General features: G+C 40.9%; 20 protein-coding genes. 19 read left to right on the top strand and 1 reads right to left on the bottom strand.

Features of this window, described 5'->3' with window-relative positions; genetic code table 11:
* Positions 1-238: 238 nt before the first annotated feature.
* The 3 genes from RWO85_RS00630 to pyk all read left to right on the top strand — a co-directional run bounded on the left by RWO85_RS00630 (position 239) and on the right by pyk (position 5,993).
* Positions 239-3,340 carry a DNA polymerase III subunit alpha gene (locus RWO85_RS00630; RefSeq protein ID WP_314413327.1) on the top strand — a complete coding sequence of 1,034 codons (3,102 nt, stop codon included), beginning with the start codon at positions 239-241 and terminating at the stop codon, positions 3,338-3,340.
* A gap of 81 nt (positions 3,341-3,421) precedes the next feature.
* Positions 3,422-4,429, top strand: coding sequence for a 6-phosphofructokinase (gene pfkA, locus RWO85_RS00635; protein ID WP_020900675.1), 1,008 nt, complete (start codon positions 3,422-3,424; stop codon positions 4,427-4,429).
* Between the two features lie 58 nt (positions 4,430-4,487).
* Positions 4,488-5,993: a pyruvate kinase gene (gene pyk, locus RWO85_RS00640; protein ID WP_314413329.1), complete on the top strand. Its 1,506-nt coding sequence runs from the start codon at positions 4,488-4,490 to the stop codon at positions 5,991-5,993.
* A 277-nt stretch (positions 5,994-6,270) separates the two neighbouring features.
* Here pyk and RWO85_RS00645 read toward each other — a convergent pair whose 3' ends face one another.
* Positions 6,271-7,257: an L-lactate dehydrogenase gene (locus RWO85_RS00645; RefSeq protein WP_247934378.1), complete on the bottom strand. Its 987-nt coding sequence runs from the start codon at positions 7,255-7,257 to the stop codon at positions 6,271-6,273.
* 194 nt (positions 7,258-7,451) lie between these two features.
* Here RWO85_RS00645 and gyrA point away from each other — a divergent pair, with 194 nt between their 5' ends.
* The 16 genes from gyrA to lepA all read left to right on the top strand — a co-directional run bounded on the left by gyrA (position 7,452) and on the right by lepA (position 25,276).
* A complete protein-coding gene (gyrA, locus tag RWO85_RS00650; RefSeq protein ID WP_314413330.1) occupies positions 7,452-9,920 on the top strand; it encodes a DNA gyrase subunit A in 2,469 nt (822 codons plus the stop codon).
* Positions 9,920-10,663: a class A sortase gene (locus RWO85_RS00655; protein ID WP_314413331.1), complete on the top strand. Its 744-nt coding sequence runs from the start codon at positions 9,920-9,922 to the stop codon at positions 10,661-10,663. The genes gyrA and RWO85_RS00655 overlap by 1 nt, the downstream gene beginning before the upstream one ends.
* 269 nt (positions 10,664-10,932) lie before the next feature.
* The gene (locus RWO85_RS00660; RefSeq protein ID WP_314413334.1) at positions 10,933-11,730 is read left to right on the top strand and encodes a formate/nitrite transporter family protein; all 798 of its coding nucleotides are present in this window, start codon (positions 10,933-10,935) and stop codon (positions 11,728-11,730) included.
* Between the two features lie 246 nt (positions 11,731-11,976).
* A complete protein-coding gene (locus RWO85_RS00665) occupies positions 11,977-12,774 on the top strand; it encodes a formate/nitrite transporter family protein (protein ID WP_000254773.1) in 798 nt (265 codons plus the stop codon).
* A 147-nt stretch (positions 12,775-12,921) separates the two neighbouring features.
* On the top strand, positions 12,922-14,202 hold the full coding sequence (locus RWO85_RS00670) for an O-acetylhomoserine aminocarboxypropyltransferase/cysteine synthase family protein (protein ID WP_314413336.1): 1,281 nt from the start codon (positions 12,922-12,924) through the stop codon (positions 14,200-14,202).
* Positions 14,203-14,297: 95 nt separating this feature from the next.
* Positions 14,298-15,572, top strand: a complete 1,275-nt coding sequence (locus tag RWO85_RS00675) for a DUF2130 domain-containing protein (RefSeq protein ID WP_314413337.1) — start codon at positions 14,298-14,300, stop codon at positions 15,570-15,572.
* A 9-nt stretch (positions 15,573-15,581) separates the two neighbouring features.
* Positions 15,582-16,460, top strand: a complete 879-nt coding sequence (truB, locus tag RWO85_RS00680) for a tRNA pseudouridine(55) synthase TruB (protein WP_314413338.1) — start codon at positions 15,582-15,584, stop codon at positions 16,458-16,460.
* Between the two features lie 109 nt (positions 16,461-16,569).
* Positions 16,570-17,208 carry a uridine kinase gene (gene udk / locus RWO85_RS00685; RefSeq protein ID WP_001181376.1) on the top strand — a complete coding sequence of 213 codons (639 nt, stop codon included), beginning with the start codon at positions 16,570-16,572 and terminating at the stop codon, positions 17,206-17,208.
* Between the two features lie 127 nt (positions 17,209-17,335).
* Positions 17,336-18,676: an exodeoxyribonuclease VII large subunit gene (gene xseA / locus RWO85_RS00690; protein ID WP_314413340.1), complete on the top strand. Its 1,341-nt coding sequence runs from the start codon at positions 17,336-17,338 to the stop codon at positions 18,674-18,676.
* Positions 18,654-18,866, top strand: coding sequence for an exodeoxyribonuclease VII small subunit (locus RWO85_RS00695; RefSeq protein ID WP_000043226.1), 213 nt, complete (start codon positions 18,654-18,656; stop codon positions 18,864-18,866). Before xseA ends, RWO85_RS00695 begins: the two co-directional genes overlap by 23 nt.
* Complete coding sequence (locus RWO85_RS00700; protein WP_314413341.1) at positions 18,863-19,738, top strand: farnesyl diphosphate synthase; 876 nt, start codon at positions 18,863-18,865, stop codon at positions 19,736-19,738. The genes RWO85_RS00695 and RWO85_RS00700 overlap by 4 nt, the downstream gene beginning before the upstream one ends.
* Positions 19,731-20,546 carry a TlyA family RNA methyltransferase gene (locus RWO85_RS00705; RefSeq protein ID WP_218493904.1) on the top strand — a complete coding sequence of 272 codons (816 nt, stop codon included), beginning with the start codon at positions 19,731-19,733 and terminating at the stop codon, positions 20,544-20,546. The genes RWO85_RS00700 and RWO85_RS00705 overlap by 8 nt, the downstream gene beginning before the upstream one ends.
* Positions 20,539-20,970 carry an arginine repressor gene (locus RWO85_RS00710; protein ID WP_314413342.1) on the top strand — a complete coding sequence of 144 codons (432 nt, stop codon included), beginning with the start codon at positions 20,539-20,541 and terminating at the stop codon, positions 20,968-20,970. The genes RWO85_RS00705 and RWO85_RS00710 overlap by 8 nt, the downstream gene beginning before the upstream one ends.
* 6 nt (positions 20,971-20,976) lie before the next feature.
* The gene (recN, locus tag RWO85_RS00715; protein WP_314413344.1) at positions 20,977-22,644 is read left to right on the top strand and encodes a DNA repair protein RecN; all 1,668 of its coding nucleotides are present in this window, start codon (positions 20,977-20,979) and stop codon (positions 22,642-22,644) included.
* Between the two features lies 1 nt (position 22,645).
* Complete coding sequence (locus RWO85_RS00720; protein ID WP_314413346.1) at positions 22,646-23,374, top strand: metallophosphoesterase family protein; 729 nt, start codon at positions 22,646-22,648, stop codon at positions 23,372-23,374.
* A 78-nt stretch (positions 23,375-23,452) separates the two neighbouring features.
* A complete protein-coding gene (lepA, locus tag RWO85_RS00725; protein ID WP_172921817.1) occupies positions 23,453-25,276 on the top strand; it encodes a translation elongation factor 4 in 1,824 nt (607 codons plus the stop codon).
* Positions 25,277-25,427: the final 151 nt, after the last annotated feature.

The following is a 25,427-nucleotide window of genomic DNA, read 5'->3' on the forward strand; positions in this document are numbered from 1 at the left end:
AGTTATTATAGTAACTAAGTCAATTGAATGTGTCTTTCTGTTTTAAAAGATATATTCACTTCTTGGGATAAAAAAGTAAAAAAATTACCGGAGCATTTGATTTTTTAAATGTATTTTTACTTTTTTCGTTCAAAAAATTTTACTTTAAGGATAAAATATAGACAGGATTCGATGCTTTTGTCTTTCTCTTTTTGAAAAATGGTATAATAAAGTGAGAAGGATAGAGGAGAAGTGTAAATTGATCGCACAACTAGATACAAAAACAGTTTATAGTTTTATGGAGAGCGTTATTTCGATAGACAAGTATGTGAGAGCAGCTAAAGACTATGGCTACACTCATCTGGCTATGATGGATATTGATAACCTTTATGGAGCTTTCGATTTTCTAGAAGTCACAAAAAAATACGGCATTCATCCTCTACTAGGGCTTGAAATGACTCTTTTAGTGGATGAGCAGGAAGTGAATCTGCGCTTTTTAGCCCTATCTAGTGTGGGCTATCAGCAGTTGATGAAGCTTTCAACAGCCAAGATGCAGGGGGAGAAAACATGGTCAGTACTGTCCCAGTACCTAGAGGATATCGCGGTTATTGTACCTTATTTTGATAGATTTGAGTCTCTAAATCTAGGCTGTGATTATTATATTGGGGTTTATCCAGAAACACTGGACAGCGAATTTCATCATCCAATCTTGCCCCTTTATCGGGTCAATGCTTTTGAAAGCAGGGATAGAGAAGTTTTACAAGTATTAAAAGCGATTAAAGAAAATCTCCCCCTCAGAGAAGTTCCCTTGCGCTCACGACAAGATGTCTTTATATCGGCAAGTTCTTTAGAGAAATTATTCCAAGAACGTTTTCCGCAAGCCTTGGACAATTTAGAAAAGCTGATTTCAAGCATTTCTTATGACTTGGATACTAGTCTGAAACTGCCTCGTTTTAATCCAGCTAGACCAGCAGTAGAAGAGTTGAGAGAACGTGCTGAATTGGGACTTGCTCAGAAGGGGTTGTCTAGTAAAGAATATCAAGAACGTCTAAACCAAGAATTGGCTGTTATTCATGATATGGGCTTTGATGATTATTTCTTGGTTGTCTGGGATTTATTGCGTTTTGGACGTTCGAATGGCTATTATATGGGAATGGGACGGGGTTCTGCAGTTGGTAGCTTGGTTTCCTATGCCTTAGACATTACAGGGATTGATCCAGTTCAGAAGAATCTGATTTTTGAACGTTTCCTCAATCGTGAACGCTATACCATGCCTGATATTGATATTGATATTCCAGATATTTATCGTCCAGATTTTATCAGGTATGTTGGTAATAAATATGGTAGTAAGCATGCGGCTCAAATCGTTACTTTTTCTACCTTTGGGGCCAAGCAAGCTTTACGTGATGTTTTGAAGCGTTTTGGTGTGCCAGAGTATGAATTGTCCGCAATTACCAAGAAAATCAGTTTTCGTGATAATCTAAAGTCAGCCTATGAGGGCAATCTCCAGTTTCGTCAGCAAATCAATAGTAAGTTAGAATACCAAAAAGCCTTTGAGATTGCTTGCAAGATAGAGGGCTATCCAAGACAAACCTCTGTCCATGCGGCTGGTGTTGTGATCAGTGACCAAGATTTGACCAACTACATCCCTCTAAAGCATGGTGACGAAATTCCACTGACTCAATATGATGCTCATGGAGTTGAAGCAAGTGGGCTTTTGAAGATGGACTTTCTGGGACTGCGAAATTTGACCTTTGTCCAGAAGATGCAAGAATTGCTTGCTGAAACAGAAGGTGTTAAGATAGCTATCGACGAGATTGATTTGGAAGACAAAGAAACGTTAGCTTTATTTGCCTATGGCAATACAAAAGGTATCTTTCAATTTGAGCAACCTGGTGCTATTCGTCTGCTTAAGCGTGTTCAACCAGTCTGTTTTGAAGATGTCGTAGCGACTACTTCTCTAAATAGACCAGGTGCTAGTGACTATATCAATAATTTTGTGGCAAGAAAGCATGGGCAGGAAGAAGTGACAGTTCTGGATCCAGCTCTGGAGGATATTTTGGCTCCAACTTATGGTATTATGCTCTATCAGGAGCAGGTTATGCAGGTTGCTCAGCGATTTGCTGGATTTAGTCTCGGAAAGGCCGATATTTTGCGTCGGGCTATGGGGAAAAAGGATGCTTCTGCCATGCATGAGATGAGGGCTTCCTTTATTCAAGGATCCTTAGAAGCTGGTCATACTGCGGAAAAGGCAGAGCAGGTCTTTGATGTTATGGAGAAGTTTGCAGGTTATGGTTTTAACCGTTCTCATGCCTATGCCTACTCAGCCTTGGCTTTCCAGTTGGCCTATTTCAAAACGCATTATCCAGCCATCTTTTATCAGGTCATGTTAAATTCTTCCAACAGTGATTACTTAATGGATGCTCTAGAAGCAGGATTTGAAGTAGCCCCTCTGTCAATTAACACCATTCCCTATCACGATAAAATTGCCAATAAGTCTATCTATCTAGGTTTGAAATCGATTAAGGGAGTCAGCAAAGATTTGGCGCTTTGGATTATTGAAAATAGACCTTATTCTAACATTGAAGATTTTATAGCTAGATTACCTGAGAATTATCTGAAACTTCCTCTGCTAGAACCTTTGGTAAAAGTTGGCCTTTTCGATTCATTTGAAAAAAATCGTCAAAAAGTATTTAATAACTTAGCTAATCTATTTGAATTTGTAAAAGAGTTAGGAAGTTTATTTGGAGATACTATTTATAGTTGGCAGGAATCGGAAGATTGGACAGATCAAGAAAAATTCTATATGGAACAAGAACTTTTAGGGATAGGTGTCAGCAAACATCCCCTACAAACTATCGCAAGTAAGGCTATTTATCCGATTACACCAATTGGAAATTTGTCAGAAAATAGTCACTCCATTATCTTGGTAGAAATTCAAAAAATTAAAACTATTCGCACCAAAAAGGGTGAAAATATGGCCTTCTTACAGGTAGATGACAGTAAGAAAAAATTGGATGTTACCCTTTTTTCAGACCTATATCGGCAGGTTGGACAGGAAATAAGAGAGGGAGCATTCTACTATATCAAAGGGAAAGTCCAGTCACGTGATGGTCGTCTGCAAATGATTGCACAAGAAATAAGAGAAGCAGTTGCGGAACGCTTTTGGATTCAGGTGAAAAATCATGAATCGGATCAAGAAATTTCACGTATTTTAGAGCTATATAAAGGAACAATCCCAGTCATCATCAGGTATGAAGAGGAACAGAAAACCATTGTATCTCCTCATCATTTTGTAGCTAAATCTGATGAATTAGAAGCAAAATTGAATAAAATTGCTATGAAAACGATTTATCACTAAAATTACGGAAAATAGAAGAATTTTCTAATTAAATGTGATATAATCAGTAAGAATGTTAAAAGAAAAAGGAGCATAAACCAAATGAAACGTATTGCTGTTTTAACTAGTGGTGGAGACGCCCCTGGTATGAATGCTGCCATCCGCGCAGTTGTTCGTCAAGCAATTTCAGAAGGAATGGAAGTATTTGGTATCTATGATGGATATGCTGGTATGGTTGCTGGTGAAATTCATCCCCTAGATGCTGCTTCAGTAGGAGACATCATTTCTCGTGGTGGTACTTTCCTTCACTCAGCTCGTTACCCAGAGTTCGCTCAACTTGAAGGGCAACTTAAAGGGATTGAGCAATTGAAAAAACACGGGATTGAAGGTGTAGTTGTTATCGGTGGAGACGGATCTTACCACGGCGCTATGCGTTTGACTGAACATGGCTTCCCAGCTATCGGTCTTCCAGGTACAATCGATAACGATATCGTTGGTACTGACTTCACAATCGGTTTTGACACAGCGGTTACGACTGCTATGGACGCTATTGATAAGATTCGTGATACATCATCAAGTCATCGTCGTACTTTTGTTATCGAAGTTATGGGACGTAACGCTGGTGATATCGCTCTTTGGGCAGGTATTGCTACTGGTGCTGATGAAATCATCATCCCTGAAGAAGGCTTCAAGATGGAAGATATCGTAGCAAGCATTAAAGCTGGCTATGAGTGTGGTAAAAAACACAACATCATCGTCTTGGCAGAAGGTGTTATGTCAGCAGCTGAATTTGGTCAAAAACTTAAAGAAGCTGGCGATACAAGCGACCTTCGTGTGACAGAACTTGGACATATCCAACGTGGTGGTTCTCCAACAGCTCGTGACCGTGTATTGGCATCACGTATGGGTGCCCATGCCGTTAAACTTCTTAAAGAAGGTATCGGTGGCGTTGCGGTTGGTATCCGTAATGAGAAAATGGTTGAAAACCCAATTCTTGGTACTGCAGAAGAAGGGGCATTGTTTAGCTTGACTGCAGATGGTAAGATTGTGGTTAATAATCCACATAAAGCTGATCTTGAACTTTCTAGTTTGAATAAGAGCTTGTCATAATTTAAAAATTAGTTAATAAGACCAAAGAGGTCATATATATAAAGGAGTCACAAAAATCATGAACAAACGTGTAAAAATCGTTGCAACTTTAGGTCCTGCGGTAGAGATCCGTGGTGGTAAAAAATTTGGTGATGACGGATACTGGAGTGGAAAACTTGATGTTGAAGCTTCTGCTAAAAACATTGCTAAATTGATTGAAGCTGGTGCTAATACATTCCGTTTCAACTTCTCACACGGTGACCACCAAGAACAAGGTGACCGTATGGCAACTGTTAAACTTGCTGAAAAACTTGCAGGTAAAAAAGTTGGTTTCCTTCTTGATACTAAAGGACCAGAAATCCGTACAGAATTGTTTGAAGGAGATGCCAAAGAGTACTCTTACACAACTGGTGAAAAAATCCGTGTTGCAACTAAACAAGGAATTCAATCAACTCGTGATGTGATTGCATTGAACGTTGCCGGAGCTCTTGATATCTATGATGATGTTGAAGTTGGTCGTCAAGTTTTGGTTGACGATGGTAAACTTGGTCTTCGTGTAGTTGCTAAAGATGATGCGACTCGTGAATTTGAAGTTGAAGTTGAAAATGATGGCGTAATCGCTAAACAAAAAGGTGTTAATATCCCTAACACTAAAATTCCTTTCCCAGCTCTTGCTGAACGTGATAACGATGATATCCGCTTTGGTCTTGAACAAGGTATCAACTTCATCGCGATTTCATTCGTACGTACTGCAAAAGACGTCAACGAAGTTCGTGCAATCTGTGAAGAAACTGGAAACGGACACGTTCAATTGTTCGCTAAAATCGAAAACCAACAAGGTATCGACAACTTGGATGAAATCATCGAAGCTGCTGACGGTATCATGATTGCTCGTGGTGATATGGGTATCGAAGTACCATTCGAAATGGTTCCAGTTTACCAAAAAATGATCATCAAGAAAGTTAATGCCGCTGGTAAAGTTGTTATCACTGCAACAAACATGCTTGAAACAATGACTGAAAAACCACGTGCAACTCGTTCAGAAGTATCAGACGTATTTAACGCTGTTATCGACGGAACTGACGCTACAATGCTTTCAGGTGAGTCTGCAAATGGTAAATACCCACTTGAGTCAGTAACTACAATGGCTACAATCGACAAGAACGCACAAACTCTTCTTAACGAATACGGACGTTTGAACTCAGATTCATTCGAACGTAACTCTAAGACAGAAGTAATGGCTTCAGCTGTTAAAGATGCTACTAACTCAATGGACATTAAATTGGTTGTAACTCTTACTAAGACAGGTCACACTGCACGTTTGATTTCTAAATACCGTCCAAATGCTGACATCTTGGCGTTGACATTTGACGAATTGACAGAACGTGGATTGATGTTGAACTGGGGTGTTATCCCAATGTTGACAGATGCTCCATCATCAACTGATGATATGTTCGAAATTGCCGAACGTAAAGCAGTTGAAGCAGGTCTTGTACAATCTGGTGACGATATCGTTATCGTAGCTGGTGTGCCACTTGGAGAAGCTGTACGTACAAACACAATGCGTATCCGCACAGTACGTTAATTAAAATAAAAAAGCCTATCATATCGAGCTTTCTAGCCTGTATGATGGGCTCTTTTTTGTCTAGGAGGCATAACTTTTTAATTGCGATTTATAATCGAATGAAATAAGCAATGAACAAATTGATTAATAAAGTCAAATTCATTTCTAGGAATACTTTAACAGAAAATGAAATAAATCTTTCCACAATAAAACGCATATTATCAAGGATTTCTATACCTGATAATATGCGTTTTTTTGATTTTAAAGACTTTTTGGCTAGTCTATCAAGCTATTTAAATTAATTTTTTGAAGCTGCTTGGAATTCAGGATTTTTCCATGCTTCGTCAATGATAGCTTGCAATTCTTTTGCAGATGCTTGCATTTTTTGAGTTTCTGCGTCGTTCAATGGGATATTTACTGGACGAACGATACCGTGTGCCCCAACGATAGCTGGTTGACCGATAAAGACGTTTTCAACACCATATTGACCTTCTTGGAATACAGAGAGTGGTAGCACGGCATTTTCGTCATCAAGGATTGCACGAGTGATACGAGCAAGGGCTACAGCGATACCATAGTATGTAGCACCTTTCTTGTTGATGATTGAGTATGCAGCGTCGCGAACAGAAATGAAGAGTTCAACAAGGTCAGCTTCATTCAAGTCACGGTTTGCTTGCAACCATTGTTCCAATTTAACACCAGCAACGTTAGCGTGAGACCAAACAGCGAATTCTGAGTCACCGTGTTCACCCATGATGTAGGCATGGACTGAACGAGCGTCAACACCGATTGTTTCAGCAAGGGCTTGACGGAAACGAGCTGAGTCAAGAGAAGTACCAGAACCGATAACGCGTTCTTTAGGGAATCCAGAGAATTTCCAAGTTGAGTAAGTTAAGACGTCAACTGGATTAGCTGCTACAAGGAAGATGCCATCGAAACCAGAAGCAACAACTTGCTCAACAATTGATTTGTTGATAGCAAGGTTTTTACCTACAAGGTCAAGGCGAGTTTCACCTGGTTTTTGAGGAGCACCAGCAGTGATAACAACAAGATCAGCGTCCGCACAGTCTTCGTACTTAGCAGCGTAGATTTTCTTTGGTGAAGTAAATGCAAGGGCGTGGCTAAGGTCTTCAGCGTCACCAACTGCTTTTTCAAACAATTGAGGAATTTCAATAATACCAAGTTCTTGTGCGATTCCTTGAGTAACAAGGGCGAAAGCGTAAGATGAACCTACAGCACCATCACCAACAAGGATAACTTTTTTGTGTTGTTTAGTTAGTGTCATTTGTCTAAACATCTCCTTAATTTTATTCAGGGTGTTCCCCAGTTATTTCAATTCTATCACTTTTAAAAAGCTTTGTCACGGATATGCATTTCAGTTCTTGATGTAAACGTTTTAGTGATTTTAGATACCTGAAATATAGCGGACATTATGGTATAATATAGTTAATTACTAATTGTGAAATGAGGCATTTATTAATGCAGGATAGAAATTTAGTGAATGTCAATCTGACAAAGGAGATGAAGACGAGCTTTATCGATTACGCCATGAGTGTTATCGTTGCGCGGGCTCTTCCTGATGTTCGAGATGGCTTGAAACCTGTTCACCGTCGGATTCTCTACGGAATGAATGAATTGGGTGTTACTCCAGATAAACCCCATAAAAAATCTGCTCGTATTACAGGGGATGTTATGGGTAAATACCACCCACACGGAGATTCCTCTATCTATGAGGCTATGGTCCGTATGGCTCAATGGTGGAGCTACCGTTACATGCTTGTAGATGGCCATGGGAACTTTGGTTCCATGGATGGCGATGGTGCTGCCGCCCAGCGTTACACTGAGGCACGTATGAGCAAGATTGCTCTGGAAATGCTTCGTGATATCAATAAAAATACAGTTGATTTCGTTGATAACTATGATGCCAATGAACGTGAACCTTTGGTCTTGCCAGCGCGTTTTCCAAACCTTTTGGTTAATGGAGCAACTGGTATTGCTGTCGGGATGGCAACCAATATTCCACCTCATAACCTTGGAGAAACCATTGATGCGGTGAAGTTGGTCATGGACAATTCTGAAGTGACCACTAAGGACTTGATGGAAGTCTTGCCTGGTCCAGATTTTCCAACAGGTGCCCTTGTCATGGGGAAATCAGGCATTCATAAGGCTTATGAAACAGGTAAAGGTTCTATTGTCCTACGTTCTCGTACAGAAATCGAAGAAACTAAGACTGGCCGTGAGCGCATCGTAGTAACTGAATTTCCTTATATGGTCAATAAAACCAAGGTGCATGAGCATATTGTTCGTTTGGTTCAAGAAAAACGCATTGAGGGAATCACAGCAGTCCGTGATGAATCAAACCGTGAAGGGGTTCGATTTGTTATCGAAGTTAAGCGTGATGCCTCAGCCAATGTAATCCTCAATAACCTCTTCAAGATGACCCAGATGCAAACCAACTTTGGTTTCAATATGTTGGCTATTCAAAATGGGGTACCGAAGATTTTGTCTCTTCGTCAGATTTTGGATGCTTATATCGAGCACCAAAAAGAAGTGGTTGTTCGTCGTACCCGTTTTGATAAGGAAAAAGCAGAAGCGCGTGCTCATATCTTAGAAGGTCTCTTAATCGCACTAGACCATATCGACGAAGTGATTCGTATCATCCGTGCTAGTGAAACGGATGCGGAAGCTCAAGCTGAGTTGATGAGCAAGTTTAAGCTTTCTGAACGTCAAAGTCAAGCCATCCTTGATATGCGCCTTCGTCGTTTGACAGGTTTAGAACGTGATAAGATTCAGTCTGAGTATGATGACCTCTTGGCTCTGATTGCGGATTTAGCAGATATTCTTGCTAAGCCAGAACGTGTTTCTCAAATCATCAAAGACGAATTGGACGAAGTCAAGCGTAAGTTTGGTGACCAACGTCGTACTGAATTGATGGTTGGTGAAGTCTTAAGTCTCGAAGATGAGGATTTGATTGAAGAATCAGATGTCTTGATCACTCTTTCTAACAAAGGTTACATCAAACGTCTAGACCAAGGTGAGTTCACTGCTCAAAAACGTGGGGGGCGTGGTGTTCAAGGAACAGGAGTTAAGGATGACGATTTTGTCCGTGAATTAGTGTCAACTAGCACCCATGATCACCTACTCTTCTTTACAAATAAAGGACGTGTCTATCGCCTGAAAGGCTATGAAATTCCTGAATATGGTCGTACCGCTAAGGGATTGCCAATTGTCAATCTTTTGAAATTGGATGAAGGTGAAAGTATTCAGACCATCATCAATGTTGAATCTGAACGCAGCGATGACGCTTATCTCTTCTTCACAACTCGTCATGGTATTGTGAAGAGAACCAGCGTTAAGGAGTTTGCTAATATTCGTCAAAATGGACTTAAGGCATTGAACCTCAAAGATGAAGATGAGTTGATTAATGTCTTGTTGACGGAAGAAGATACGGATATTATCATTGGTACTAAGCTTGGTTATGCAGTTCGCTTTAATCAATCAGCCGTTCGAGGCATGAGTCGTATCGCTACTGGTGTGAAAGGTGTCAATCTTCGTGAAGGAGATACAGTAGTTGGTGCTAGTGTGATTACAGACCAGGACGAGGTTCTTATCATTACAGAAAAAGGATACGGTAAGCGCACAGTTGCGACTGAATATCCAACAAAAGGTCGTGGTGGTAAAGGAATGAAGACGGCTAATGTAGCTGAAAAAAATGGTCCTCTATCAGGTCTTTTGACTGTTAAAGGTGATGAAGATTTGATGATTATCACTGATACAGGTGTCATGATTCGAACCAACGTTGCCAATATTTCACAAACAGGGCGCTCAACTATGGGAGTTAAAGTGATGCGCTTGGATCAGGATGCTAAAATTGTGACCTTTACAACGGTAGCAGCGTCAGAAAAAGAAGAAGTTGGGACAGAAAACGAAATAGAAGGTGAAGCATAATGTCTCATAGAAAGAATAATAAGAAAACAAACCGTAAAAATTTACTAATCAATGTCTTGGCAGGATTCTTGATCCTCTTGTCACTGGCATTAATCTTTAATTCCAAAATTCGTGATATTTTCATGGTTTGGAATACTAACAAGTATCAAGTTAGCCAGGTATCAAAAGAAAAATTGGAAGAAAATCAAGATACAGAAGGTAATTTTGACTTTGACTCAGTAAAAGCCATTTCATCAGAAGCTGTCTTATCCTCACAATGGAATTCGCAAAAATTACCAGTTATTGGTGGGATTGCTATTCCTGAAGTAGAAATTAACTTACCTATTTTTAAAGGTCTTGATAATGTCAATCTTTTCTATGGAGCTGGTACAATGAAGCGTGATCAAGTGATGGGGAAAGGAAACTATTCACTTGCGAGCCATCATATCTTCACGGCGGAAAATGCCAGTCAGATGCTATTTTCTCCCTTATCACATGCTAAAAATGGTATGAAAATTTATCTGACTGATAAGGATAAGGTTTATACTTATGTCATTCATGAGGTTAAGCATGTAACACCAGATCGTGTGGATGAGATTGATGACCGTAGTGGTGTTGATGAGATCACACTTGTAACTTGTGTGGACTATGATGCGACAGAGCGGATTATTGTAAAAGGTGATTTGAAAGATACAAAAGACTATTCACAAACACCTGAAGAAGTTCTAACAGCCTTCAATCAACCGTATAAACAACGCTATTAATAGTTAAAGAATCAGTAAACATCTAGTTCTACTGATTCTTTTTATTTTGTTTTATAAGCATACTATGTAATGCTAATACTCTTCGAAAATCTCTTCAAAGCACGTCAGTTTCACCTTACCGTACTCAAGTAGAGCCTGCGGTAGGTTCCTAGTTTGCTCTTTGATTTTCATTGAGTATAAATCAATACAAATGTTATAAATTTAAGAAAATGATTACTCATTCAAAAAAATGTGTTATAATAATAAATATAAAAAAATAGGAGATGTTTATGAGTTCTTCAGAGTTTATTTCGAAGATAGATTATTATTGCAACAAGAAAGAAAGTCTTTTCAATCAAAGTAAGTCCAAGTATGCTATTCGTTCCATGTTTGCAGGTGCTTTTTTAACTTTTAGTACAGCTGCTGGGGCTATTGGTGCGGATTTATTAAATAATATTGTTCCAAGTAGTGGGTATTTCCTTTTCCCATTTGTTTTTGCTTGGGGGCTGGCCTATATCGTCTTTCTAAATGCGGAATTGATAACTTCCAATATGATGTACTTAACAGCTGGAGTGTTCTTGAAAAAGATTGATTGGAAAAAGGCAATGATTATTTTACTCTATTGTACTTTGTTTAATCTCATTGGTGCCTTGGTAGCTGGATGGGCCTTTGCCAACTCATCAGCCTTTTCCCATTTGACTCATGATAGTTTCCTTCCTAAGCTTGTAGCCAAGAAATTGGCGCGTCCAAGTGATTTAGTCCTGCTTGAGGGAATTCTTGCCAATGTATTTGTAAATATTGCCATTCTTTCATCTATACTAGTTAAAGATGGTGCCGCCAAACTATGGATCATTTTATCAGCTATTTCCATGTTTGTCTTCTTGTCCAATGAGCACATTGCTGCCAATTTTGCTTCCTTTAGTATTATGAAATTCAGCATGATTGCTGATCAAGTACCTCACTTTGATCTACCAAATATCCTTCGACATTGGGGAGTTACCTTCATTGCTAACTTTATAGGTGGAGGACTTCTGATTGGTTTACCGTATGCCTTTCTAAATAAGAATGAAGATATATATGTTGATTAAGAAGAGTCAGAGTAGGGGTGCGGAGAAATTATTTTCTTCTATTTAGTAATAAATATATTAAATAGAACAAAAATGATTCTACTCAATCTCTAAATTCGGACAATTAAAAATTCTAAAAGCTTGTTATTAAAACAATGTAAACGATTACTAGATTTATAAATTTATTAAAAATACAATTAGGAAAGGCTTTTCTTTATATCTGTTTTATGTTATAATTATCACAAATAAAAGTTTTAGGAGTTTATTATGGTTTCTTCAGAATTTATCTCAAAGATTGAATTTGCTTGCAAGAAGAAAGAAAGTCTTTATAGCCAAAGCAAATTTAAGTATGCGATTCGTTCTATGTTTGCAGGTGCATTTTTGACCTTCAGTACAGCTGCTGGTGCAGTTGGGGCTGACTTGATTAATAAAATTGCGCCAGGTAGTGGACGATTCCTCTTCCCCTTTGTCTTTGCTTGGGGATTGGCCTACATTGTTTTCTTGAATGCCGAGTTGGTAACATCAAACATGATGTTCTTGACTGCTGGTAGTTTCTTGAAAAAAATCTCTTGGAGAAAAACAGCTGAGATTTTACTTTACTGTACCTTGTTCAACCTTATCGGAGCCTTGATAGCAGGGTGGGGCTTTGCTCATTCAGCAGCCTATGCACATCTGACTCATGATAGTTTCATCTCAGGGGTTGTTGAGATGAAGTTAGGCCGTTCAAATGAATTAATCTTGCTTGAGGCGATTTTAGCAAATATTTTCGTAAATATTGCGATTCTTTCATTTGTTTTGGTCAAAGATGGTGGTGCCAAACTTTGGCTTGTTTTGTCAGCAATTTACATGTTTGTATTCTTAACAAACGAGCACATTGCTGCGAACTTTGCTTCTTTCGCGATTGTGAAATTCAGTGTTGCTGCGGATTCAATTGCTAACTTCGGTGTTGGAAATATGCTTCGTCACTGGGGGGTAACCTTCATCGGAAACTTTATCGGAGGAGGTCTCTTGATGGGTCTTCCGTATGCCTTCCTCAATAAAAATGAAGATACTTATGTAGATTAAGAAAATGAGCACGATTGAGTCGTGCCTTTTTCATTTTTAAAATAAGGCAATAGCTATTTATTATATCAAAATATAGAAAACTAATATTAGTAAACTATACCTTAAGGTGCTACAATATCCTTAATCAAACTATTTGGAGGTCGTTTTATGACTCGTGATTTTAAATTTGAAACTTTGCAACTACACGCTGGTCAAGTTGTGGATCCAGCTACCAAGTCTCGTGCAGTGCCGATTTATCAAACAACATCCTTTGTTTTTGATGACACGCAGGAAGGTGCCGATTTGTTTGCCTTGAGAAAGCCAGGTAATATCTATACTCGTATTACCAATCCTACAACGGCTGCTTTTGAAGAAAGAATTGCAGCTCTCGAAGGTGGTGTCGGAGCTCTTGCAACAGCATCTGGTATGGCTGCAGTGACTTATACAATTTTGGCACTTGCCCATGCTGGTGACCATGTTGTAGCAGCATCAACTATTTACGGTGGAACCTTCAATCTCTTGAAAGAAACCCTTCCTCGTTATGGGATCACAACAACCTTTGTCGATGTTGATAATTTGAAGGAAGTGGAAGCAGCTATCAATGACAATACTAAGCTTGTCTTGATTGAAACTTTGGGCAACCCCTTGATTAATATTCCAGATTTGGAAAAATTGGCAGAGATTGCTCATAAGCATCAAATTCCACTTGTTTCTGACAATACCTTTGCTACACCTTATTTGATTAACGTTTTTTCTCATGGTGTAGATATTGCTATTCATTCTGCGACTAAGTTTATCGGTGGGCATGGTACGACTATTGGAGGAGTAATTGTCGATAGCGGTCGTTTTGACTGGGCAGCTTCAGGGAAATTCCCTCAATTTGTTGAGGAAGACCCAAGCTATCACAATTTGAGCTATACTCGTGATGTGGGTGCAGCTGCCTTTATTATAGCTGTCCGTGTTCAATTGCTCCGTGATACAGGTGCAGCCTTGTCCCCATTTAATGCATTCTTGTTACTACAAGGACTTGAGACCCTCTCTCTTCGTGTGGAACGCCATGTGCAAAATGCAGAGAAAATTGTTGATTTCCTTGTCAACCATCCTAAGGTAGAAAAAGTCAACTATCCAAAACTTGCTGATAGTCCTTACCATGCTTTGGCTGAGAAATATTTGCCAAAAGGTGTGGGCTCAATCTTTACCTTCCATGTCAAAGGTGGGGAGGCAGAAGCACGCAAGGTAATTGATCATTTAGAAATCTTTTCTGACCTAGCAAACGTGGCAGATGCCAAGTCTCTTGTTGTTCACCCAGCTACAACCACTCACGGTCAGTTGTCAGAAAAAGATCTTGAAGCAGCAGGTGTCACACCAAACCAAATCCGTTTGTCAATCGGACTTGAAAATGTAGATGATTTGATTGAAGATTTGCGTTTGGCCTTGGAAAAAATTTAAAGAAAAAGAAGATAAACAGTGGGTTTCGACTCACTGTTTTTGATTTTCCCTCAGACATGATATAATGGTTAAAGAAGTCTAGAAAGAGGAATGATATGAACGAAATCAAATGCCCCAACTGTGGGGAGGTCTTTACAGTAAATGAAAGTCAGTATGCTGAACTCTTGTCTCAAGTGAGAACAGCAGAGTTTGATAAGGAACTGCACGATAGGATGAGGCAGGAACTGGCCTTGGCTGAGCAAAAGGCCATGAATGAACAACAGTCTAAACTGGCTCAAAAAGACAAAGAAATTGCGCAATTGCAGAGTCAAATCCAAAACTTTGATACAGAAAAAGAATTGGCCAAGAAAGAGGTTGAACAGACAAGCAATCAGGCTCTCTTGGCCAAGGACAAGGAAGTGCAGGCCTTGGAAAACCAATTGGCCACCTTGCGTTTAGAGCATGAAAATCAACTGCAAAAGACTCTTTCTGACCTAGAAAAAGAACGCGATCAGGTCAAAAATCAGCTCCTATTACAAGAAAAAGAAAACGAGCTTTCTCTTGCTTCAGTTAAGCAAAACTATGAAGCACAGCTCAAAGCAGCAAGTGAACAGGTCGAGTTCTATAAGAATTTCAAAGCCCAGCAATCTACAAAAGCCATTGGAGAAAGTCTGGAACAGTATGCAGAGAGTGAGTTTAACAAGGTCCGCAGTTTTGCCTTTCCAAATGCCTACTTTGAGAAGGATAACAAGGTTTCAGCGCGTGGGTCTAAGGGGGATTTTATCTTCCGTGAATGTGATGAAAATGGGGTCGAAATCATTTCCATCATGTTTGAGATGAAGAATGAAGCGGACGGGACAGAGAAGAAGCACAAGAACGTGGATTTTTATAAGGAATTGGACAAGGATCGTCGTGAAAAGAACTGTGAATATGCAGTTTTGGTAACCATGCTTGAGGCTGATAATGACTACTTTAACACAGGGATTGTTGACGTCAGCCACGAGTATGAAAAGATGTATGTGGTTCGTCCTCAATTCTTTATCCAGTTGATTGGGCTCTTGCGTAATGCGGCGCTTAATTCCCTAAAATACAAGCAAGAGTTAGCGCTTGTTCGGGAGCAGAATATCGATATTACCCACTTTGAGGAAGACTTGGATGCCTTCAAAGTAGCTTTTGCGAAAAACTACAACTCTGCTTCAACCAACTTCGGCAAAGCCATCGACGAAATCGATAAGGCTATTAAGCGCATGGAAGAGGTTAAGAAATTCTTGACAACATCTGAAAACCAACTCCGTCTCGCTAACAACAAGTTGGAAGACGTTTCAGTAAAAAAACTAACTCGAAAAAATCCAACCATGAAAGCGAAATTTGAAGCTCTGAAGGGGGAGTAGAAAGCAAAAATGAATGGTATTATCAACTTAAGAAAAGAAGCGGGGATGACCTCGCATGATGCGGTTTTTAAACTGCGTAAGATTTTGGGAACTAAGAAAATTGGTCATGGTGGGACCTTGGATCCAGATGTAGTGGGCGTTTTGCCCATTGCGGTTGGCAAGGCGACACGTATGGTCGAGTTTATGCAGGATGAGGGCAAGGTCTATGAGGGGGAAATCACTCTAGGTTATTCCACGACGACTGAGGATGCCAGTGGAGAAGTGGTCGCAGAAACACCTGTTTTGTCGCTCTTGGATGAAACCATTGTTGACGAAGCAATTGCGAGTCTGACTGGGCCTATTACCCAGATTCCGCCTATGTACTCAGCTGTTAAGGTCAATGGTCGTAAGCTTTATGAGTATGCGCGTTCTGGTCAGGAAGTGGAACGTCCAGAACGTCAGGTGACCATTTATCAATTTGAGCGGACAAGTCCGATTTCTTATGAGAGCGAACTTGCAAGATTCACTTTTCGTGTGAAATGCAGTAAGGGAACTTATATTCGTACCTTGTCTGTTGACTTAGGAGAAAAATTGAGTTATGCTGCCCATATGTCACATTTGACACGAACTAGTGCAGCTGGTTTGCAACTAGAAGATGCTCTTACCTTGGAAGAAATTGCTGCAAAAGTGGAGGCTGGTCAGCTGGACTTTCTCCATCCTCTAGAGATTGGAACAGGGGACCTCGTCAAAGTTTTCCTAAGTCCAGAAGAGGCTACAGAAGTGCGCTTTGGTCGTTTTATTGAACTCGACCAAACAGAACAAGAATTAGCTGCCTTTGAAGACGATAAATTACTAGCCATTCTAGAAAAACGGGACAATCTCTATAAGCCAAGGAAGGTTTTTAGCTAGTCTAACTGAGGTGTAGGGAGTGTTGTTTCCCCTAGACTATCCAAATCAGACTATAAATTTTGCTAAAAATATGATAGAATAGACGACGGATAAAAAAACGGAGGATAGCATGCAAAATAGACCAATCATTATCGGAGTGACAGGTGGTTCTGGTGGTGGTAAGACCAGTGTTTCAAGAGCCATTTTATCGCATTTTCCTGATGAAAAGATTTCCATGATTGAGCATGATTCATACTATAAGGATCAGTCTCATTTGACCTTTGAAGAGCGTGTCAAAACCAACTACGACCATCCTTTTGCCTTTGATACAGACTTGATGATTGAGCAGATTAAGGAATTGTTGGCAGGTCGTCCGGTGGACATCCCGACTTATGACTATACAGAGCATACACGGAGTAGCAAGACCTATCGTCAGGAGCCTCAAGATGTCTTTATCGTTGAGGGGATTTTGGTCTTGGAGGACAAGCGCCTACGTGATTTGATGGATATCAAGATTTTTGTGGATACGGATGATGATGTGCGCATTATTCGTCGTATCAAGCGTGATATGGAAGAGCGTGGACGTAGCCTTGATAGCGTTATTGACCAGTACTTAGGTGTGGTCAAACCTATGTACCACCAGTTTATCGAGCCAACTAAGCGTTATGCTGATATCGTCATTCCTGAAGGAGTCAGCAATACAGTTGCTATCGACCTGTTGACGACCAAGATTGCAAAGATTTTGGAAGAAGCTCGAAATAGCAAATAATCAGATGTGGAGGCCTTGCCTCCTTTTTCTATTTTTCTCTCATAATGGTACATAAATGGAGATTTTTAGGCATATTTTTGGTATAATAATACCCATGAAAGAGCAAGAAAATAAATAGTAGGTGGAGATGGAAAAGTATTTATCGGTAACAACTTTGACCAAGTATCTGAAAATGAAATTCGATAAAGACCCTTACTTGGAACGGGTCTATTTAACTGGTCAAGTTTCCAACTTTCGTAAACGACCTACTCACCAATATTTCTCCCTAAAAGATGACCACGCAGTCATTCAAGCGACCATCTGGTCTGGAATTTATCAGAAATTAGGTTTCGATCTGGAAGAAGGGATGAAGATCAATGTGATTGGGCGTGTACAGGTCTATGAACCGAGTGGTAGCTACTCCATCATCATTGAAAAGGCTGAGCCTGATGGGGTTGGGGCGCTTGCGATTCAGTTTGAACAACTCAAGAAAAAATTGACAGAAGAAGGCCTGTTTCAAGAACGCTTCAAGCAACCTCTTCCTCAGTTTTCAAAGAGAATTGGTGTAGTAACCAGTCGCAGTGGAGCTGTTATTCGAGATATTATCACGACCGTCAGCAGGCGCTTTCCAGGTGTTGATATCCTTCTCTATCCGACTAAGGTTCAAGGTGAAGGGGCTGCGGAGGAAATTGCTCGTAATATTGCGCGTGCTAATCAACGGGACAATTTGGATTTGCTGATTATTGGTCGTGGTGGAGGTTCTATTGAGGATCTCTGGGCCTTTAACGAGGAAATTGTGGTACGAGCTATTTTTGAATCTCGTTTACCAGTTATCTCTAGTGTGGGGCATGAGACGGATGTGACTTTATCGGATTTTGTGGCAGATCGTCGCGCTGCCACACCAACAGCTGCTGCTGAACTAGCAACACCTGTGACCAAGTTAGATGTATTGGCTCATTTGCAAAATCAGGAAAAGCGGATGGCAACAGCAGTCCGAAATGTCCTATCGAAGAAACAAGAAGCTTTGAAAAAATGCAGTCAGTCTGTTATCTTTAGACAGCCAGAGCGCTTGTATGACGGTTATTTGCAACGCTTGGATCAACTGCAACTGCGCTTAAAACAAAGTTTGCGAACACGGATTTCTGACAGCAACCAACTAGTCCAAGCAAGGACGCATCGACTGGTTCAATTATCACCTGTTACTAAAATTCAACGTTATCAAGATCGTCTAGGTCAGTTGGATAAGCTCCTACGTAGCCAAATGGCGCTGGTTTATGACGCCAAGGTTGCTGAGGTCAAGCGACTTTCAGAAGCTTTGCTGATGTTGGATACCAGCCGAATTGTGGCGCGTGGCTATGCTATTGTCAAGAAAGAAGAGTCCGTTGTAGATTCGGTTGAGAGTTTGAAGAAAAAAGACCAAGTGACGCTTTTGATGCGAGATGGTCAAGTAGAATTAGAGGTTAAAGATGTCAAAACAAAAGAAATTTGAGGAAAATCTAGCAGAACTGGAAACCATTGTCCAAAGTTTGGAAAATGGTGAAATTGCTCTGGAAGATGCGATTGCTGCCTTTCAAAAGGGCATGGTCTTGTCAAAAGAGCTCCAAGCGACGTTGGACAAGGCTGAAAAGACCTTGGTCAAGGTCATGCAAGAAGACGGAACAGAGAGTGATTTTGAATGAAGAAGCAAGAAAAATTAGCTCTTGTCGAGTCGGCCTTGGAAGACTTTTATGGAGACCAGCAGTTTGCCTCTAGTTTGCGAGAGTCTGTTCTCTACTCCATTCATGCTGGTGGCAAGCGTATTCGACCCTTTCTCTTGTTAGAAGTTCTGGAAGCCTTGCGGGTCGCTATTAAACCTGCTCACGCGCAGGTAGCTGCGGCCTTGGAAATGATTCATACAGGGAGCTTGATTCATGATGATCTTCCAGCTATGGATGATGATGATTACCGTCGGGGACGCTTGACCAATCATAAGAAATTCGGCGAAGCTATGGCAATTTTGGCTGGAGATGCTTTGTTCCTGGATCCTTATGCCTTGATAGCGCAGGCAGATTTGCCAAGTCAGATAAAGGTAGACTTGATTGTCAACTTATCGCTTGCTTCAGGAAGTCTGGGTATGGTGGCAGGGCAAGTTTTGGACATGGAGGGTGAACACCAACACTTGTCTTTGGAAGAACTCCAGACTATTCATGCTAATAAGACTGGAAAACTACTAGCTTATCCCTTCCAAGCGGCTGCTATTATAGCCGAATTGGAACCTGAAATGCAGGTGAAGCTGAAAACTGTTGGTGAATTGATTGGGCTTGCCTTTCAAATCAGGGACGATGTACTGGATGTGACAGCTAGTTTTGAGGAAATCGGCAAGACACCTCAAAAGGATTTACAGGCTGAAAAGTCAACCTACCCAGCCTTGTTGGGCTTGGAAGAGGCCATTGCCTTTTGTAACCAGACTTTGGATCAAGCTAATGCAAAATTAGAAGAAATTACCCAGCAGGTTCCCTTTGAAATAGAATCGATTGTGAAAGTAGTAGAAAGTTTGAGAATCAATGGCTAAGGAAAGAGTGGATGTACTAGCTTATAAACAGGGCTTGTTTGAAACGAGAGAGCAGGCCAAGCGTGGTGTCATGGCTGGTCTAGTCGTAGCAGTCCTGAATGGAGAACGGTTTGATAAACCAGGAGAGAAAATTCCAGATGACACCGAGTTAAAACTCAAGGGGGAGAAACTCAAGTATGTTAGCCGTGGTGGCTTGAAATTAGAAAAGGCCTTGCAGGTCTTTGATTTGTCAGTGGAAGGAGCTACAACGATTGATATCGGTGCTTCTACTGGAGGCTTTACCGATGTTATGTTGCAGAATGGTGCTGAGTTAGTCTTTGCAGTTGATGTTGGTACCAATCAGTTGGCTTGGAAATTACGCCAAGACCCACGGGTTGTCAGCATGGAGCAGTTTAATTTCCGCTATGCTGAAAAGACTGATTTCGAGCAGGAACCTAGCTTTGCCAGTATTGATGTGAGTTTCATTTCCCTCAGTCTGATTTTGCCGGCCTTGCACCGAGTCTTGGCAAATCAAGGTCAGGTTGTGGCTCTGGTTAAGCCCCAGTTTGAGGCAGGGCGTGAGCAGATTGGGAAAAATGGAATTATTCGCGATGCCAAGGTTCATCAGAATGTCCTTGAATCTGTCACAGCTATGGCAGTAGAGGAAGGCTTTTCAGTCCTTGGATTGGACTTTTCTCCCATCCAAGGTGGACATGGAAATATTGAATTTTTAGCGTATTTGAAAAAAGAAGAGTCAGCAAGCAATCAGGTTCTTGCTGATATTGAAGAAGTAGTAGAGAGGGCGCATAGTCAATTTAAAAATGAATAAAAAAGAGAGACTTGAAAAAATTAGACGATTTGTGACAGATTATCAAATCGGTACACAAGAAGAAATCGTAGAACATTTGAAAGAGGCAGGAATCACTGCCACTCAAGCGACGGTATCACGGGATATCAAAGAACTGGGTATTGTCAAGATTCCTTTGAGAGACAACACCTATGTCTATGAATTGCCAAAATCAATCGTAAAAAGTTTGCAACTGGCTGAAGACAATATTGAGTCAGCTGAATTGATGGATAAGATGATCAATCTCCAAGTTATCCCAGGAAATACAGCTTTTGTAAAAGTTCAGTTAATCGAGACTTTTGCTGACAAGATTTTTAGCTGTTTAGCTGATGATAGCTCGATTTTAGTCATTGCCAGAAGTGAAAGTCTAGCTGAGGAAATCTTTGAACAAGTAAAAAATTGGTAGGTCTATATGTTACTTGAAATTTCGATAAAAAACTTTGCCATTATTGAGGCTATTTCCCTCAATTTTGAAAAGGGAATGACTGTCCTGACTGGTGAAACGGGTGCAGGGAAGTCTATTATCATTGATGCCATGAATATGATGTTGGGAGCTCGTGCGACGACAGATGTTATTCGTCATGGTGCGCCAAAGGCAGAGATTGAGGGGCTTTTCTCAGTTGAAAATAGTCGCCTTTTACAGGAAATTTTTGATGAGCAAGGTTTGGAAATGGGGGATGAAATTATCATCCGTCGGGAAATCTTGCAAAATGGTCGGAGTATCAGTCGTGTGAATGGCCAGATGGTTAATCTGTCTGTTTTACGTGCTATTGGGCAACATCTTGTAGATATACATGGTCAGCATGACCAAGAGGAGTTAATGCGTCCCCAACTTCATATCCAGATGTTGGATGAATTTGGCGACGCAGCTTTTTGGGTCTTGAAAGAAACCTATCAAACGAGTTTTGATGCCTATCGAAAAATGCGCAAGCAGGTTCTGGAAGTCAAGAAAAACCAGCAGGAACACAAGGCACGTATCGAAATGTTGGAATTTCAAATGGCAGAGATTGAGGCAGCAAACTTGCAAGCAGGTGAAGACCTAGTTCTCAATCAAGAGCGAGATAAACTTCTCAACCATAAAAATATTGCGGATACCCTAACCAATGCCTACAGTATGTTAGACAATGAAGAATTTTCAAGTCTGGCCAATGTTCGTTCAGCCATGAATGACATGGAAAGTGTCGAAGAGTATGACCCTGAATACCGTGAAATTTCAAGCTCTCTGTCTGAGACCTACTATGTCTTAGAAGACATTAGCAAACGTTTGGAAGCTATTATTGAGGACCTTGATTTTGACGGCAATCGTCTCATGCAGGTTGAGAATCGTTTGGACCTCCTTCATACCATTACCCGTAAGTATGGTGGGACTGTAGACGATGTCTTGCTTTACTTTGCTAAGATTACAGAAGAGTACAATCTCTTGACAGGTAATAACCTTTCGTCTGAGGACATGGAAGCAGAGCTCAAGAAATTGGAAGTCAATCTTGTTGATTTGGCAGGCCAGCTTGCATCTGCTCGTCATGACTTGGCTCAGCAGCTTGAAGCTGAGATTAAACAAGAACTGCAAGACCTTTATATGGAAAAAGCCCAGTTTCAAGTTCGTTTTAGCAAGGGCAAATTCAGCCGTGAGGGAAATGAAATGGTCGAGTTTTACATTTCAACCAACCCTGGAGAAGACTTTAAACCCTTGGTCAAGGTTGCGTCTGGTGGGGAATTATCTCGTCTCATGCTAGCCATTAAGTCTGCCTTTTCTCGTAAAGAAGGCAAGACCAGCATAGTCTTTGATGAGGTGGATACAGGAGTTTCAGGCCGTGTAGCTCAGGCTATTGCACAGAAGATTCACAAGATTGGCCAGCATGGTCAGGTTCTGGCTATTTCCCATTTGCCACAAGTGATTGCGATTGCGGATTATCAATTCTTTATTGAGAAGATTAGCAATGAGCATTCAACCGTTTCAACTGTTCGTCTTTTGACGGTCGAAGAGCGAGTGGAGGAAGTTGCCAAGATGTTGGCAGGTGATGATGTGACAGAAGCTGCCCTGACACAAGCCAGAGAATTGTTGAGAAATAGGGAGAAATAAGATGACAGACTATTATGTAATTGGAGATGTTCATGGAAAAGCAGCGATGCTAGAAGACCTTCTCAAAACATGGGATGGTCAGACCCAGTTGCTCTTTCTAGGGGATTTGATTGACCGCGGTGAAGATAGTCGCCGTGTTCTTGAAATGGTCAAGGACTTAGTGGACAATCAAGGGGCTATCTGTTTATCAGGAAACCACGAGTATATGTTTTTGACATGGCTCGATGATCCAGAAGAAAGCTATGATCACTATCGCCGTAATGGTGGAGATACAACCATTAACTCTATCCTAGGTCGTCCCTTGGATGCACCAGTTGATGGAGTTGAGGATGCCAAGCGAGTTGCTACCGAAGCAGCAGACTTGGTCGAATTCATTCGTCAAATGCCTTTTGTGGTAGAGACAGACAAGTATATTTTTGTTCACGCAGGTATTGATTTGACCTTGGGCGACTGGCATGAAACCACAGATTATAAAAAGGTCTGGCTTAGAAAACCATTCCACGAAGCAGAAAATCATACTGGGAAAATCATTGTCTTTGGGCATACACCAGTTTATGGTTTGTTAAAGCAAGAGCGTGGTACAGCTGAGCTTTGGACTACAGAAGATGGCAAGATTGGAATGGATGGAGGAGCTGTCTATGGTGGTGTCCTTCACGGGATTGTCTTTACAGACCAAGGAATGACAGAACACCACTTTATTGAGAATGACGGCTTTGTTGCTGAAGATTAGTACTCCTAGCAGGGTATAGTCTTGTCAAAATGTCAAAAACAATTTATAATAAATAGATACCCTGAAAGGAAGAGAATCATGAACTTAGAAGAATTGAAAAAACGACAGGAGAAGATTCGTAACTTCTCTATTATCGCCCATATTGACCACGGGAAGTCGACTCTAGCAGACCGCATTTTGGAAAAAACAGAGACGGTTTCAAGTCGTGAAATGCAGGCCCAGCTTTTAGATAGCATGGATCTAGAACGAGAACGTGGGATTACCATTAAACTCAACGCCATCGAACTCAATTACACTGCAAAAGATGGGGAAACTTATATTTTCCACTTGATTGACACGCCGGGGCACGTTGACTTTACCTATGAAGTTTCACGTTCACTCGCTGCCTGTGAGGGAGCGATTTTGGTGGTCGATGCTGCCCAAGGTATTGAGGCCCAAACCCTTGCAAACGTTTATCTAGCCTTGGACAATGATTTGGAAATCATGCCAGTCATTAACAAAATTGACCTACCAGCTGCAGATCCTGAGCGCGTGCGTACAGAGATTGAAGATGTCATTGGTTTGGATGCCAGCGAAGCAGTCTTAGCATCAGCTAAAGCTGGTATTGGTATCGAAGACATCCTTGAGCAAATCGTAGAAAAAGTGCCAGCTCCAACGGGTGATGTGACGGCGCCACTTAAGGCCTTGATTTTCGACTCGGTTTACGATGCTTACCGTGGAGTTATTCTTCAAGTGCGTGTCATGGATGGGGTTGTCAAACCTGGCGATAAGATTCAGCTTATGAGTAATGGCAAGACCTTTGATGTGACCGAAGTTGGTATTTTTACACCTAAAGCAGTTGGTCGTGATTTCCTTGCGACTGGTGATGTTGGTTATATTGCGGCGTCTATTAAGACTGTTCAGGATACTCGTGTGGGTGATACTGTTACCTTGGCAACCAATCCTGCGACAGAGCCATTACATGGTTACAAGCAGATGAATCCTATGGTCTTTGCGGGTCTATATCCTATCGAGTCAAACAAGTACAATGACCTACGTGAAGCGCTTGAAAAATTGCAACTGAATGATGCTAGTCTTCAGTTTGAACCAGAAACATCTCAGGCACTTGGATTTGGTTTCCGTTGTGGTTTCCTTGGACTTCTCCATATGGATGTTATCCAGGAACGTTTAGAGCGTGAGTTCAATATCGACCTCATCATGACAGCTCCATCCGTTATCTACAAGGTTAATTTGACCGACGGGGAGTCTATGGATGTGTCAAACCCATCTGAGTTTCCAGACCCAACTAAGATTGCGACCATTGAAGAGCCTTATGTTAAGGCGCAAATTATGGTACCACAGGAGTTTGTCGGGGCAGTAATGGAATTAGCTCAGCGTAAGCGTGGGGACTTTGTGACTATGGATTATATCGATGATAATCGTGTCAATGTTATCTATCAAATTCCACTTGCTGAAATCGTCTTCGACTTCTTTGATAAACTCAAGTCTTCAACACGTGGTTATGCAAGCTTTGACTACGAATTGTCAGAGTACCGCCCATCTAAGCTGGTGAAAATGGATATCCTTCTCAACGGAGACAAGGTGGATGCCCTCAGCTTCATCGTTCACAAGGACTTTGCCTACGAACGTGGGAAACTCATCGTTGATAAGCTCAAGAAAATCATTCCTCGTCAACAATTTGAGGTTCCAATTCAAGCAGCTATTGGACACAAGATTGTGGCTCGTACTGATATCAAGGCCCTTCGTAAAAACGTACTTGCCAAGTGTTATGGTGGTGACGTTTCTCGTAAGCGCAAACTCCTTGAAAAACAAAAAGCTGGTAAGAAACGTATGAAAGCCATCGGATCAGTAGAAGTTCCACAAGAAGCCTTCCTCAGCGTCTTGAGTATGGATGAAGAATAAGTTATCATAATTGCTTTTCTTATTAATAGCAAAATTATATCAGAATCAATAGTAAAGCAGGCTTAAATGGTCTGCTTTTTTAGTTTTAATACTCTTCGAAAATCTCTTCAAACCACGTCAACGTCGCCTTGCCGTACTCAAGTACAGCCTG

The sequence above is a fragment of the uncultured Streptococcus sp. genome (assembly GCF_963521865.1).
In the GTDB taxonomy this organism is placed as follows: Bacteria; Bacillota; Bacilli; order Lactobacillales; family Streptococcaceae; genus Streptococcus.